General features: G+C 60.2%; 12 protein-coding genes. 11 read left to right on the top strand and 1 reads right to left on the bottom strand.

Features of this window, described 5'->3' with window-relative positions; translation table 11 throughout:
- Window positions 1-14 precede the first annotated feature (14 nt).
- Complete coding sequence (locus N3C12_04685) at window positions 15-2,843, bottom strand: TonB-dependent receptor (GenBank protein ID MCX8071729.1); 2,829 nt, start codon at window positions 2,841-2,843, stop codon at window positions 15-17.
- A gap of 329 nt (window positions 2,844-3,172) precedes the next feature.
- On the opposite strand from N3C12_04685, the gene N3C12_04680 reads away from it, so the two are divergent.
- The 11 genes from N3C12_04680 (at window position 3,173) to N3C12_04630 (ending at window position 14,816) form a co-directional block, all read left to right on the top strand.
- Window positions 3,173-4,582: a hypothetical protein gene (locus tag N3C12_04680; protein ID MCX8071728.1), complete on the top strand. Its 1,410-nt coding sequence runs from the start codon at window positions 3,173-3,175 to the stop codon at window positions 4,580-4,582.
- A 2-nt stretch (window positions 4,583-4,584) separates the two neighbouring features.
- Window positions 4,585-6,372 (top strand): hypothetical protein, encoded by a 1,788-nt coding sequence (locus N3C12_04675; protein MCX8071727.1) that lies wholly within the window; start codon window positions 4,585-4,587, stop codon window positions 6,370-6,372.
- An 84-nt stretch (window positions 6,373-6,456) separates the two neighbouring features.
- Window positions 6,457-7,026, top strand: coding sequence for a hypothetical protein (locus tag N3C12_04670; GenBank protein MCX8071726.1), 570 nt, complete (start codon window positions 6,457-6,459; stop codon window positions 7,024-7,026).
- A gap of 135 nt (window positions 7,027-7,161) precedes the next feature.
- Entirely contained in the window at window positions 7,162-7,911 is a 750-nt protein-coding gene (locus N3C12_04665; protein ID MCX8071725.1) for a TonB family protein, read from the top strand.
- A 13-nt stretch (window positions 7,912-7,924) separates the two neighbouring features.
- A complete protein-coding gene (locus N3C12_04660; GenBank protein MCX8071724.1) occupies window positions 7,925-8,704 on the top strand; it encodes a MotA/TolQ/ExbB proton channel family protein in 780 nt (259 codons plus the stop codon).
- Window positions 8,701-9,147, top strand: coding sequence for a biopolymer transporter ExbD (locus tag N3C12_04655; protein MCX8071723.1), 447 nt, complete (start codon window positions 8,701-8,703; stop codon window positions 9,145-9,147). The genes N3C12_04660 and N3C12_04655 overlap by 4 nt, the downstream gene beginning before the upstream one ends.
- A gap of 6 nt (window positions 9,148-9,153) precedes the next feature.
- Entirely contained in the window at window positions 9,154-9,588 is a 435-nt protein-coding gene (locus tag N3C12_04650; GenBank protein MCX8071722.1) for a biopolymer transporter ExbD, read from the top strand.
- A gap of 37 nt (window positions 9,589-9,625) precedes the next feature.
- Entirely contained in the window at window positions 9,626-9,997 is a 372-nt protein-coding gene (locus N3C12_04645; protein ID MCX8071721.1) for a winged helix-turn-helix domain-containing protein, read from the top strand.
- 116 nt (window positions 9,998-10,113) lie between these two features.
- Window positions 10,114-11,559 (top strand): OprO/OprP family phosphate-selective porin, encoded by a 1,446-nt coding sequence (locus tag N3C12_04640; protein ID MCX8071720.1) that lies wholly within the window; start codon window positions 10,114-10,116, stop codon window positions 11,557-11,559.
- Window positions 11,560-11,587: 28 nt separating this feature from the next.
- Window positions 11,588-12,553 carry a phosphate ABC transporter substrate-binding protein gene (locus N3C12_04635; protein ID MCX8071719.1) on the top strand — a complete coding sequence of 322 codons (966 nt, stop codon included), beginning with the start codon at window positions 11,588-11,590 and terminating at the stop codon, window positions 12,551-12,553.
- Between the two features lie 34 nt (window positions 12,554-12,587).
- Window positions 12,588-14,816, top strand: coding sequence for an ABC transporter permease subunit (locus tag N3C12_04630; GenBank protein MCX8071718.1), 2,229 nt, complete (start codon window positions 12,588-12,590; stop codon window positions 14,814-14,816).

Below are 14,816 nucleotides of genomic sequence, written 5' to 3'. Positions count from 1 at the left end.
GTGGCCTCCGAAGCTCAAAATGCGTAGGTCATGCTGAACGAGACCTTGACTCCGGTGGTGAACCGTTTCTGGACAAGGTCTGCTTGAGTGAAGACGTACTGATCGTTGAGGAGGTTTTCCGCGGTAACTTTCAGTTGCAGCGGCACCGTGAACACGTGCACCTTGCTCAGGTACGCTGCATCGAGCTGGTCGCGCCGCTCCTCGTAAACCTCCGGAATCAGCGGGCGACTGGTGCCGGGTGCCACATCCGGTGGGGCTGCCGCTTCCACCCGGCGGCCCGCCGTATTGTAAAGCAGGCGTACTTCCCCCCAGCGAGTGTGCCGATAACTCAGCCCGGTGTTCACGATGAACGGCGCTTGCCCTTGAAGGGCGCGGGAGCGGAGCAGCCCGGACTCTTGCAGAATCTTGGCTTCTGAATCGACCCAAGTCAGGTTGCCTAAGAACGATAACCCATCGAGCCGACTCCAAGCCCGGCGTAAGGCAAGGCGCGCCTCAAATTCGGCACCCAGCACCTTCGCACTTAAAGCATTGCGCGGTTTGAAGACGCGGTTTGCTCCCTCGTAAAAAATCACCTGTTCAATTGGATCGGTAAATTCCTTGTAAAACGCGCTGGCGGAGAGGAGCTCTTCATCGCTGGGAAACCACTCGCAACGAACGTCGTAGTTGCGGATCGCAGCCGTCTTCAGTGTTGGATCGCCAGCCTTGGTCTCCAAGGAGCCCTGCTCGGGGTACTGTGTCGGGGACAGTTCGCGCAAATCTGGCCGCGTGCGTGTTTCGCTCCATGAAAGCCGCAAGTTGAAATTCTCGAAGGGCCGGTAACGCAACCCCAGAGCTGGGAGCGGATCGACCTCCGTTTTGCTCAGCGGCACACGTTTGCCGTTGGCACCAAAAAACCTCTCGTTGAGGTGCCAGTACTCCGCCCGCGCACCGCCGTACAGCACGACTTCGTGCCTTTGAGGCGCGGATTGGAACACCGGTAACTCGAGCGCCCCATAACCTGCGAGCAGTTCCTCGCTAGCCCTAAATGAGTCACGGGGTTTACTTTCCTCGCGAAAGCCCACCCCGCGGTTGAACGGGTTAGGGCCGAGGTTTTGTGCCGCAAAAATTTGCTCCGCAGGCAGAGATTGAAGTTCAGGAACATCCTTCACATCGAAGATAAATTGCCTTAGCCCTTGCTCACGCTCGCGGAACGTGTAGGCGGGTCCGAAGCGAACAATCGGTTCACCAGGGGAAAGGCTGCGCGGTTGGGGCAAGCGGAGCTCGAAGTCGACGGCGGAGTCCGTAAGCCGTTCTTCGAGGAAGCCAAACAGCCTCCGCCCCCCAAAATTGTTGTTAATGAAAATGTTTCCTTCAGTGAGGTCGCGGGTTTGCAGCCGTCCGTCAGGCTGGTCTTGAGTGGTGTAACCGTAAGCGGTGCGCCAGTTGCTCTTTAGCGTGCCTATCCGGTGTTCACCGCCGAGCTGGCCAAAGGCGAGTGTGTCTACCGTGTAGCGAAAGCGCGTAAAGGCCAAGGTATGCCCCGTAGAGTCTTCGACACCGATCGACCGTCGGGTTTCATCGGAGGCATTACGATTGACCAGTGCGCGAAAGAAAATGTTGTGCTCCTCGTTAAAGCGGTAGGCTGAGTTCAGCAACCCGCCGAGGCGCACGTCGAAGGCGCTCACCCGGTTATCGAACCGGTCAGCAAATTCTGGCTTGTCGCCAGCGAACAGTACGTTGGACGTGAGCAAGTTTTGCCGCTTGTATTCGGTCCGATACAATCCGGCGAGGCTGATCCCGACAGGGCCGAACGTGCCCCCACCGGAGAAATTGAAGCCTAGATTGGGTGGAGCGGAAATGCGCGATGGCTCCCAAATGTTGTCGAACGCTCGAGCAAACGCTTGGGCGCGCGCCGGCGTGCGGTTCACTTCCGCAGCAGTGTCGGGGATGAGATCGGGCAGGCGGCGGAAATGCTCGCCGAGTCCGAAATAATCGGCTGGACCCGCGGCCCTGTAGGTATCGAAGGTCCGGAACGTCGAATTCGTGTTTGCCCCGGTTTGTACGCCAAAGTTGAACGAGGGTCGTTCAGGGAACGATTTCAGGAAGATGTCGGCAAGAGCACCGGAGAAATCGCCTGGAAGATCAGGCTGAAAGGTTTTCACCAGCGAGATCGCTTCAATGAACTCTGCAGGAAACAAGTCGAGCGGGACCACGCGACGCTCCGGGTCCGTACTCGGTAGCCGGCTGCCTTGCAGGCGAGCGGTGGAGTAACGCTCGTTGAGTCCGCGAACATTCATATATTTGTCGTCTTTGACCACCACTGCAGGCAAGCGCTGCACAATCTCGCCCGCATCGCTGTCGGGACTGGTGCGAATTTCCTGTGCGCTGATGTTCTCCGTGACGGAAGCCGCTTCCTTTCGGAGTGCGAGTTGTACCCGCGCGCTGCCACGGTCAGCCCGAGCAACCACTTCCACCGTTTCTGTTGCAGCGGCGGTCTCCGGGGGGAGTTCGACGGTCGTTTCGGTCTTTTGCCCGGCGGTCACGACTAAGTTCTGAATGCGTACGCTGCGGTAAAAAGGCGCGAACACCCGAACTTCGTACCGCCCTTCGGGTAGAGTGAAGGAGAAGCGGCCGTCGAGGTCCGTGCGCGTTTGCTTGCCCGCGCCTACGATTTCGACGCCAGCGTCGATAATCGCCTCTTTAGTTTTCTGATCGCGAACGACGCCAGAAAGTTGCCCGCTTGCACCTTGCGCCCGCGCTTGCACGCCCCACACCGAGGCGCAGAGCGCGATGGGCAAGAGAAACCATGCTGGGTGCGGAGGGCCAGCGAGATTTTCTGAAGGAATCTGGTTCGACCTGATCACGGGGAGCGATCGAAGCACCGCTGTGTTGGTTGGTCGTTACAGGCACGTGAAGGGTTCGTGAAACTTGCGGGCGGGTTTTCTCGAAAACTTCGCGGTTTCGTGACCGAGCCTTCACGTTCTCCCGATAGACTTGCGCTCGACGTAACAAGTTGTGGGCCCGCAGAGGACGACGCAACGTGACCAGCATGCGCAAGCAAGGAGGGAGAAACGATGAAGGGATTAGCGGTTTGTGCGCGGGACCGGCCGCGCAACCCCTAAGATCAGGACCATTGGCTGAGAAGAGAACGCATCCGCGGGAGAGAACGAAAGAACGACAGGAGGAATCATTCATGAGGAGAAGGTTACGCAGACAGAAAACAGTTGGTTGGAAACAACCGTGGTTCGTGCTTGCCCCGGTGGTGTGCTCGCTCGTCTGGCATCCCGTTGGGGGCCAGGCGCAAGACGCGCCCAAGTGCTACGCGGCGATGGGCGCAGAGACGCGCACGCTTGGGAAGACTGCCGCGTTGGGACAGGAAAAATGTCATGCTCTGGCGCAAAAGTTCGATGTTCCGGGGGGCTTGTGTAACAACGTCGAGGGGTTCCCATTCACCATCATCGACGGGGGCAAGTACGCCCAGGCGGAACAAAAGTTCCTCGCCAAGTTGCACGGGAGCTCAGGCAAGTGCCCGCAGCCGGCAGCCGCAGCGGCCACGGATTTGCTGCCGGGCGACAATGCGGAAAACAAGTTGCCGTCCTTACGTGCCTTGGTGAACGAGCGTGCCAGCAAGTTGCTCGGCAATGCGTCGTTGGGGAAGGATCCCGCGAAAATCAAGTGCTTCAAGGTGATTTCCTCAGCGCGGCGGGCGATCGCCGACAAGATGATGAACACGGCAATTCAGTGTCAAAAGGTGCAAGCCCCCGGCACGCCCCTGAACTCTGCGTGTCTGAATGATGCGCCTCTGCAGAGTTTCGTCAACGGCCGCAAGACAGCAATCCAGGCTGCCTGCAGCGCTTTCACGGGTGCGCAGGTTGGCAGCTGTGATCCCTTGCCAGACTGCGTTGTGGAGGCGGCGCTAGCGGAGGGTAAGAATTTAGCGAGCCTCGCGTACCCCGGGGAGAATTGCACCAAAGGTTCGCTCACTGCCAACGCCCGCACGGTGAACGTCAATTTGCAGACGCCGATTCCACTCGGAGGCGTGACTGTTTTGGTGCGGTATCCCCGCTTCGATGCAGGCATCGATGAGAACGGCGCGAACATCGACCCTGCCCGCATCACTTCCAGTGCTGCGTTTGTGGCTGCCTTCGACCTCGATGATGCCTTGCGATTGTCCGTCCTCGATGGTGGTGGCATTTCTTCCGGCCTGCTAGCGAGCGTCAAGTTCGACGTGTGTCGGCCCGCGCTGCCGCTTGGTTTGTGCAGCGTGACTACCAGTCAAGCGTGTTCGTCATCCAATCATTGCCGCGCTCCGTTGTGCGCCGGGTGTGCGCCGGCAAACAAGTGCACGGGCGACGGAACGACCACCTGCACCTCCGATGCCCAGTGTGTGGGCAATGGAACGTGCGGCGAGAAGTGTGTTGCCCAAGGGCGCTCGTGCAGCGTGAGTCAGTGGCTGAATTGCGTTACCGACGCTGACTGCCCGGCAACCGAAAGCTGCTTATCCCAATTTGCTCTGACGACTTGCGAGGTGGAGTCGGCAGCCGATCCGTTCGGCAACCCAGTCGAAGGCGTGAGCTGCTCCGTCACGATCACGGAGCCGTAACCATGACGAACGAAACCGGAGACCAAGACCAAAAGGAGCATCAAAAGATGAAGACGCGGAAATTCTTCTCAAAAGTGAGTGCCACGATCGGTTTAGCCGCGGCTTTGGCGGCACCCATGAATTCGGCCTCCGCGGCCTGCACAGGCGACCCCAACGGCGGCGGCATTAGCTTGGCCGACGTGTCGTTGATGCTGACTTGCATCAACAACCCCGCGGCCCCGGCCTGCGCCTCCGCTTGTGGCGGCCAAGGAATTCTCGATTGTGCCGACGTGAACTTGGACGGAACGTTGAACATCAACGACGCGGTCATTGTGCTCAACCAAACCAGCCCCGGATGCAACCGCAACGTCGTTCCCATGTGTTCGAGTCCTGGGCCAGTGCTCCCCTGCGGGACCACGATTTCTCAGGACATTACCAGCAACGTCGTATTAGGAAGCTGCGAGTACTTTCTTGACGGCACTGTGTTTGTGCAGCCGGGAAGTGTTGTCACGATCCGCCCCGGAGCGGTGATCAAAGGACGGAAGGTGTCGTCGGACGGCAGCCCTTCTGCGTTGGTGTTCCTGCAAGGAAACTGTAGCACGGGGAATCCGTTCTCTGCGCGCATCAACGCCGCGGGAACTCCTAGCTCCCCCATCGTGTTCACCTCAGACCAGCCCGTGGGCTCCCGGCAAGCTGGCGACTGGGGTGGGGTTTCGTTCCAAGGCTGTTCCGTGGTCAACCTGCCCGGTGGCAGCGGAACGCCTGAGGGCTTGGTAGGGGTGGTCTTCGGTGGCGGCGCCACGCCCATCTTGAACGAGAGCAGCGGGCTTGCACGTTATGTGCGGGCGGAATTCGCGGGCCGCGAGCTGTCACCGGACAACGAACTCAACGTCTGGACCATGAACGCACTCGGAAGTTGTACGCAATTTGACTGGATCCAGGCCCATATGGGCAAGGATGATGGCCTCGAGTGGTTCGGCGGGACGGTCAATCACAAGTACTTAGTCGCGACCGCGAACGCCGATGACCAGTTGGACTGGCAATTGGGCACGTTGTCGAAGGTCCAGTTCGCTCTTGGAGCGCAGTACGCGGGAAACCTCGACACCGTGGGGAGTCATGGCTTCGAGTCCGACAACAATGAGAACAACTTCTCAGCCACCCCCATTTCCGACCCGCGTTTCTGCAACGTCACCCTCATCGGTGCAGACAAGCAAAGCGGCCATCCCGCGGGCGACTTCTTCGCCCTCTTCCACCGCCGGGGCACAGGTGGGCAACTGGCCAATGTGCTGGTCACGGCATTCCAAGACGCTGCCTTGCAGCTTCGCGATGCAGAGACCGGCGCCCACGCTTGCGGTGGGACTTGCTTGGTCGCCGGAAATCCTCGCACCAACGGCGTAGCCACCTGTGACGGCTCGCCCTTCAGCCTTACGGGCGCAGCAGCACCGATCCTCCGCCACCACAAGCTCTTGCTGTTTGACAACGGCACAGGCGGCACCGAGCTTTGCCGCAACAAAACTGGCTCGGGAAACACCGGCGCGCGTTGTAACTCCTGCGAGTACATGAGCTTGCTGCAGGCGGCAGGCGAGGTTTCCACAGCTAACCCGGGCTTGATAACGGCCGGTGCCTTCCCCTCACCGGCAGTCGTCGATCCGCGCCCAGGCAACCCAGCGGCGGTTGCCGGAGGCGTGGACTGCGGGGCTCTGTTTAGTGACCCATTCTTCGATTCGGCCACGTACATTGGGGCCTTTGACCCGTCGGGCACAAACTGGCTGGTGACACCGGGAGGGTGGATCAGCCTCGTCACTCAGTGATCTCTTCCCAAGCGGAACGCCCACCTGTTGGGGGCGGCCGCAGCGGCCGCCCCCAACACGTTTTTCTCAATCATGGAGGAGAAAATGGAGGAATGTTCTCGCACTACGCAACAACTGGTGGGGGCACTCTTGTTTGGACTCGTGTCAGCAATTGTCGCGTCGGGCTGTAGTCGTTCCGATGCCGGCACCGCCGCTCAGCCAGTTGCTTCGACTCCACTCGGCCAGCGCTTCGACTTAGCTGCCCGAGCACTGTTGGAGAAAGTCGCGCACGCCATGTGCCGCCAAGACCGCTCTGCCCTCGAGCAACTCTTGGTCTCCGATGAAGAGTACCAAGAAGTGATTTTGCCGGGCTCAGGCTCTCCCGGAGAACCTGCAGCCCGCATGCCCGGAAACAAGGCTCAATTTTTCACGCGCATGCACAAGACAAAAAACCAGTACGCGCTACAAACTTTATTGGCCGCTTGTTCTCTCGGGAACTTACGCTTGCAGGCGGTGGAGCTCCCAAGTGTGCCAGAGCAGCGGGCCGGTTACACGTTGTACCGGGAGCCGAAACTTCGCTTTCTCGATGCTGAGGGCAACGCGGTGGAGTTGCGCCCGGGTAGTGTTGTGGAGTTTGGGGGACGGGTGAAAATGCTGTCGTATTTTGTCGACTGAGCGGCGGTCGGCCCGCCTGTGACCGGAGCGATCCGGAACCTGGCCTTGATCTTTTCAAGCTTGGGTAACGCGCTCTTCACCATCTCGTAATCCTTTTTTGCCACACTGGTGCACGTGAATACAGGGAGATTGCTGGTGGCTAGGACGGCTTCGCTACCCTCGTGGGGCTACAACTTTGAGGCCGGCCCGCGCAAACAATGGTGGCCGGCAGTAGGGCTCGCGCTGCTCGTGTACGCCTCACTGTTGTGGCTTGCAGTGCGTCTGCCCTCCTCCCCAGCGCCGAGACGGGAGGCCGAACAGCCCCAGGAAGTCACGTTTCGAGAGTTCGTGGAGGTGAAGCCGCCACCCACCGTCCCGGCCGTCGCCGAACCGCCCGTGGCTGCGCCAGCTCCTGTAATTCCGCAGCGCTTGAAAGTGCGAAAGGTGGACTCAGCTCCGCCACCAAAGCCCTTAGTTGCACCGCGAGAGATGCCAAAAGACGCCCCGCGGGAGGCGGACCCCGCTGAGGATCGCGGCGTTGCTGTGGTCGGGGATCCACAGTTGGGCGGCGACCCTGCGGGCCGCGAAGGCGGAGTGGCGGGGGCCCGCCACGAAGAGCCCATTGCGCTGCCAGAGACGGCGGATCCCCCTGCTCCGCTGCCGAGCAACCGCCCGCCTACGTACCCGGAAGAAGCGCGGAGCGAGGGTCGGACGGGCATGGTGGTATTGAAAGTGGTCATTGCGGTCGACGGATCGGTCAGCAGCGTGGAGGTGCTGCGTGGGGAAGAGCCATTTGTCTCGGCAGCCGTGGCGGCCGTAAGGCAGTGGCGATACCGCCCTGCGATGTACGAAGGCCGGCCCATCACGGTGTACCGGATTATTCAAATTCCATTCAAATTGGCGTGAACGAGGAGGTGTCATGCAGTTTACTTGGCAAGAGCTTTGGCAACACATGGGAGTGCCCGCGCTCCTTGTTGCGGGCACGCTATTGGTCATGGGCTTTGCATCGCTCGCTGTTTTCTTCGAGCGGGTGTTGATGCTCGCTTGGTCGCGAGCGGCAACGCGGCGTTTTCTGCTTGGGATCAGCCGCCTGCGGTCAAGCGGGGACTTGGCGGGCATCGCGCAGAAAAGCAAGGGCTTCCCGCGCTCGTTTCTCGCGCGGGTGATCGGCGTAGGGGTGGAAACGTATCTGCACGCCATCGAGCATCATGCTGGGGGACTGGCACCATTAGAGAAAACCCAGCGCCACATGGAGCGCTACTTGGAGCAGATCGGGGCTGAGTTGCGGCGCGGCTTCACAGTGCTGGCTGCGGTGGGCTCTATTGCTCCGTTCGTCGGTCTGCTCGGAACGGTTGTCGGCATCATTTCTGCGTTTCAAGGCATCGCGGACACAGGCAGTGGAGGTCTGTCGGCTGTGGCGGGCGGCATTTCTGAGGCGTTGGTGGAGACCGCACTGGGCCTGACCGTGGCCATTCCCGCGGTGTTGGCCTACCAGTTCCTGTCCGCCAAGGCCAACGCTGAGGAAATGGCTTTGAAGAACGCTGTTGGCGAGCTGTTGGACCAGATTGAGGATTGGGAAGAGTCGGGCAAACTAGCACCGATTGTAGAAGGAAAGCCGACAGCAGCGCACGCGAATGAGGTTGGCCCAGCAAACGGCACCCCCAAGCTGGTGATTGGCATGGCTGGAGGCGCTGCATGAGAGGTAAGCCCGTCCGAGGCCACTACGCTGCTGTGGAGCCGGAGATCAACGTCACGCCGCTCGTCGATGTGGTCCTCGTACTCCTGATCATTTTCATGGTCGTCGTTCCCCAAATGCAACAACAGCGGCCCGTGGAGCCCCCCCAAGTTGTCAATGCGGATCCAGAGCAAAAACAAGCTCTAGAACCGTGGTCGGTCACAGTAGTGCGTTCAGGAGAAGTGTTTGTCGACGACGCTCCAGTGGACGCGGAAAGCTTGAAGGATGTCTTGTCGAACTTACGGCAGAGCGACCCGAATCGGCGCCTGGTCATTCGAGCCGATTCTGCTCTAGCGTGGGCCGAAGTTCGAGCAGTGTTGGCTGGTGTGCAACAGGCGGGCTACCCAGGAGCGTCATTGCTGGTCCACCAGCGCAAAGCCGTGGACCACGACGGTAGCAGGGGGTGATAAACCATGGCGGTACAATTGGGCGGAACCAGCGGCCGGCGGCCGGCACCGACAATCAATGTGACGCCGTTGGTCGACGTGGTCCTGGTCCTGTTGATCATCTTCATGGTCGTAACGCCGCTGTTAGACCGCAAGTTTTGGGTCCACACCCCAAAACAAGAAAAGACCGCGGTGCAGCAACTGGAGCAATCGGATACTCCCCTCGTGTTACGAATCGGCGCGGACGGCAGCCTGGAGATTAACGGTACGGTCCTTCGCCGCGACGAGTTGGGCGAGCGGTTGCCGAGAATGTTTGCCGCGCGAGATGACCATGTGCTGTTTATTGCTGCCGCTGACAGTGTGCCGTACGGCACTGTGGTGGAAACGATGGACGCTGCCCGAGAGGCTGGTGCGGTGACGATTGCACCGCTCACCCAGCCGTTCGGCGGTGACGGTTCGTGAGAGCACTATGCGGCGCGGACCAGTTGAAGGTTGGAGCGTGCACGCGACCGGGAGGCCATCTCGGGGTGTGCTGCAGTGCGGCGACATCCGCCTGGACCTGGATGCGTACGAGGTGTCCGTTGCCGGGGAGCCGGTCCAGCTCTACTTGCGCGAACTGGAAATCCTGGAATTGTTGCTGCGGAACCCGAACCGCGTGCTCCGTCGTGAGGAAATCATTGCGGCTGTTTGGGGAAGTCCAAACGCCGTGGAGGAACGAACGATCGATGTGCACATCCGCCGACTGCGCCAGCACCTCGGGGGCAAGCGAGGCGCCGGGGAAGCGATCGTGACTGTACGCGGTGTGGGCTACAAGCTCGACGCCCGCCGATGCCCGGCGGCAGGGCGAACGCCGCACCGGGTGGATTCATGAAGCTATCTGCGGTGCCCGGTTTTTTCTTCGATTTGTAACATATTCGTTACCGGCCCTTCACGTTCTCGCAGTAGTTTTGCCGACATGTTGTCTTACATGTCGGAAAGGAAAATGTGATGGGCCGTTCGAGAATGTGGATTGTAGGCGCAATTGGCTTGTTGCTGGGCGCACAGGGTGCTCGTGCGGGAACACTTTGTGACGTGTTGGAGGCAAGGGGCGTGCTGAACCCTGAGGAGGCAGCGAAATGCCGCGAAGAACTGTCCTCCCGCCCCGGCGCGGAAGCGACGACAACTGCTGCCTCAGTGAAGACTGCACCGCCAAGCGGCGTGGCGTACAAAGTCGGCTCGGGTTTTGTCTGGAACAGTGCGGAGAAAGGGCCAGCGGGTTTCGGCGACGCTACGGAAAAGCCACGCTTTTCTGTAACCCTGGGGAATCGGCTGCAGGTCCGATACACGTACTTGGATCAGGATGTGGCTGGCTCGAGCGCTAGCTCCCTCTTCCGCATTCGGCGCTTCAAGTTCTTTCTCAATGGCAATGCCTTCTATCCCTGGCTGAAGTACAAGTTGCAGGCAGATTGGGTCGGTGGGCATGACAGTGCGGCAAATACGCAGCGCCCGGAGTTGGACGACGCCTATGTGGACGTTGCGTACTTTCCCTTTGCTGCACTGCAGGTCGGCCAGTTCAAGGTGCCGTTTAACCGCTCAGAGCTCACTTCCTCCGGGTCGCTGCAGTTCGTCGACCGTGCGATTACCAACACTCGTTTTTCACTTGTTCGCGACCAAGGAGTGAGTTTGCATGGTGTCCTCGGCGAGGTGGAAAAGCCTTGGCTCGAGTATGCGGCGGGAGTCTTTAACGGCAACGGGCGCAATCGTGCGGACAAAGACAATTCGGATCACATGGGAGCAGCACGAATTTATTGGACCCCGCTTGGCACGCTGAAGTACAGTGAGTCTGACCTCGACAACTCACCGCGGCCGCTGTTGGGAATTGGTGCCGCCTACGTCTTCAACGTGGTGCAGAGCCGAAACACCAGCACGACCGCACTCACCCGGACGTTCCCGGACCCGACGAATCCCGAGCAGTTGCTGACGACGCAAATCGGGCAACGAACCACCGTGGTCAATAGTAGCGCGGACTATCATCGGGCCACCGCTGACATCCACGCCAAGTGGCGTGGGGCGTCGCTACTGGCCGATTACTTTTTCGAAACCCGGGACGACAAAACCCCGCGGGTGACCACCACCGATACATTGTTCGGTCAGCCACCGACTATCATGTCTTCGCTGGGGGTGCCCAAAGGCACTACGCATACCCACGGCCTTAACGTGCAAGCCGGTTACTTCGTGATCCCGTCGACCTTGGAACTCGCCATCCGCTACGCTCAAGTGAACCCGGATGGGCCGGCAAATCGACAAGAAGAATACCGTGTCGGGGTGGGCTGGTTCATTTGGCAGCACGCCCTCAAGCTACAAGCAGACGTTGGATCGCTGGTGTACGAGCAAGCCAAAGGGCCGAAGCGCGAAGACTTAGAACTTCGCACTCAGCTACAGGTGATTTTCTAATATGAATGAGTTCGGGAAGGAGTGAGTCATGCAAAGCATTCTGTGGTTGTGCCTGCTGTCGCTTTGCTCTGCGGTGGTGCGCGCCGAAGAAGCGGTGAAAGTCGACCCGGCCTTGCCGGTGTATGAGCGGGTCAGCGGCGTTTCTGGCACGTTGAACAGCGTCGGCAGCGACACAATGAACAATCTCATGACCCTCTGGGCAGAGGGGTTCGCCAAAATTTACCCAAACGTGAAGGTGCAGGTGGAAGGCAAGGGCTCGAGCACAGCGCCAGCAGCATTGATTGCACGTACAGCGCAGCTCGGCCCAATGTCTCGGCCTATGAAGGATACTGAACGAGATCAGTTCGAAGCCAAGTTCGGTTACAAGCCGACCGAGATCCGCACGGCAGTCGATGCGGTCGCGGTTTACGTTCACAAAGACAATCCGCTCGCGGCGCTCACTCTCCCTCAGGTGGACGCCATCTTTTCTAAAACCCGACGTCTGGGTTACCCGCATTCGATCGACTCGTGGGGGCAACTAGGTCTGAAGGGAGCCTGGGAAAATCGGCGCATCAGTATGTATGGCCGCAATTCCGCTTCGGGCACCTACGGGTTCTTTAAGGAACACGCTTTGGGCGGCGGCGATTTCAAAGATGAGGTGAAGGAACAACCGGGTTCCGCTTCGGTTGTCCAGGGGGTGAGCGAAGATGCGGCAGGCGTCGGCTACAGCGGCATCGGATACCGAACTTCAGGGGTCAAAGCTCTCGCGCTCTCGCCGAAGGAGGGCGCACCGGCAGTGGAGCCGGTTGCCGGAAACGTGTACAACGGCACCTACCCACTGGCTCGCTTCCTGTTCGTGTATATCAACAAAGAGCCGGGCAAGCCTTTAGATCCCTTAGTGCGGGAATTCCTCAAGTTCGTTCTCTCGAAGGAGGGGCAGGAAATCGTGGTGAAAGATGGGTATTTGCCGCTCCCTGCAAAGGTTGTGAAGGAGGAGCGCGCCAAGCTCGAGTGAGCAACCAGCACACGCCGACACCAGGGACTTAGCCATGCATCCCGGCAGGACACCGGCAGCCTTGTGGGCAGCCCGGGCTGCGCGCCGCCGATGGAGCGACGCGGCGGCCAAGTACGTGGTGGCCTCCGGTGGTATGGCCACCGTGCTGAGCATCGTCGCCATGCTAGCATTTTTGTCAGCGGAGACATGGCCGTTGCTTCGCGGAGCAAGAATCGTCGGCGTAGATCGGACGCGGGTGCCAGAGGGCGCACGAGTTACCGCTCTGGCGCTTGACGAATACCGCCAATTCGCGCAGCTTCTCCGCGCGGACGGAACCCTGATCTTGCTACGCCCGACTGACGGGGAAGTTGCGCAACAACTCCAACTGGAAGGTACCGGGGGGCGCCTGATTCGCTCTGCACAGAGGGTCGACCCCGACCAAGTGTTCGCCTGGCTCGATGACGGTCGATTGCTCGCAGCCCGTGCGCGTGTGGAACCAGTGTATGAGCCTACCGGACGCCGCTTGGTTGGCACAGTGACTGGCTTAGGCCATTGGCAGGTGGTCCCACCCAACGAGGTTCCCTCCCGCTTTGCCGCATCGCGCTTTCGCGATGGGACCCTCACTCTGGCATGGATTGCCGGTGCGGATCGCATCGCCTTGTGGTCGCGCCAGGTACGAACGAGCTTATTTGGAGACGAAGAGGCAACGGAGACCCGAGGAGCCGTGCCCACTCACGAGCCCACGGTGCTCGCGCTTGACCGGCGCGGGAGCCACCTTTTGGTCGGCCGGCGCGATGGAACACTTCAGCTCTGGGATGTCGGGAACCCCGCGCAACCTGCGCTGCTCGAAGAACGAGTAGCCGCGACGCCAACTGCCCCAATTTCCGCGCTCGCGTATCTCCTTGGAGACCAAGCCTTCGTGGTTGGTGACGAGCGCGGGCGGGTTTCCGTGTGGCAGCCCATTCGTAACGCAGGGGACTCTAACTGGCGGCTGGTGCAAATGCACTCTTTCGGAAGCCACGCGGCTGCCGTGATCGCGGTGGTTGCCTCGCAGCGCGATAAGGGCTTCGTCACCCTCGATGCCCAAGGGGGCTTAGCCTTACGTCACTCCACCTCGGGGCAGACGTTGCTCGAACTCGCCATGACTGAACCGACTTCAGCCGGGCTCGTGGCGCTCGCCCCGAAGGGAGACGGAGTGGTGGCACTGAGCGATCGAGGGGCGCTGACGAGTTGGGCAGTGGACAACCCCCACCCGGAAATCACCTTGCGGACGTTGTTTGGCAAGGTGTGGTACGAGGGTTACGCAGCGCCCGCGTTTGTCTGGCAGTCTACCGGCGGAACCGACGACTTCGAGCCCAAGTTCAGTTTGGTGCCGCTGCTGTTCGGCACGGCAAAAGGCACTTTCTACGCCTTACTCTTTGCTGTTCCCCTGGCCGTTCTGGCAGCTCTGTACACTGCACTTTTTAGCCCCCCAAGGCTGCGCAATCTGGTGAAACCCACAGTGGAGGTCATGGCTGCGCTCCCTAGCGTGGTGCTCGGCTTCGTTGCCGGCTTGGTTTTGGCTCCTGCACTGGAGCGCCACATGCCTGGTTTTCTTGTGGCTTTGCTTGCTGCACCTCTCACGGTCGCGAGCTTGGGCGTACTGTGGTTCTTCTGGCCCTGGAAGGGGCTAGTGCCGCGCGGGGTTGAAGTGCTGATGACTCTTGTCGTCCTGTGCCTCGTAGGCTGGTTTTTTTGGTCGGCCAGTGGATGGCTGGAACGGACGCTGTTTGGCGGCGATTTCCGCCACTGGCTCAGCGCCGCACTGGATGTGCGGTTCGATCAGCGGAACTGCGTGGTGGTGGGTTTAGCGATGGGCTTCGCTGTCATTCCTTTGATCTTTTCGATCACCGAGGAAGCGCTATCGAACGTGCCGCAGCGCTTGATCTCCGCCTCGCTCGCGCTGGGAGCAACTCCGTGGCAAACAGCCGTGCGGGTCGTACTGCCAGCCGCGAGCCCCGGAATTTTCTCCGCCGTGATGATTGGCTTCGGCCGTGCCGTGGGCGAGACCATGATCGTACTGATGGCCACAGGCAACACACCAGTGATGGAGTGGAATATCTTTACCGGGATGCGGACCCTATCTGCGAACATCGCAGTAGAAATTCCCGAGGCTCCGTACGCCAGCACGCTGTACCGGGTGCTGTTCGTTGCTGCACTGCTCCTTTTCGTCGTCACGTTTATGGCCAACACGGCGGCGGAAATTGTCCGCCAGCGGTTGCGGGAGCGTTACCAGCAAATGTGA

The sequence above is a fragment of the Candidatus Binatia bacterium genome, from assembly GCA_026415395.1.
In the GTDB taxonomy this organism is placed as follows: domain Bacteria; phylum Desulfobacterota; class Binatia; order HRBIN30; family HRBIN30; genus HRBIN30.
Note: the sequence above shows the minus strand (reverse complement) of the source record. Positions and strands in the feature narration are given on the sequence as shown.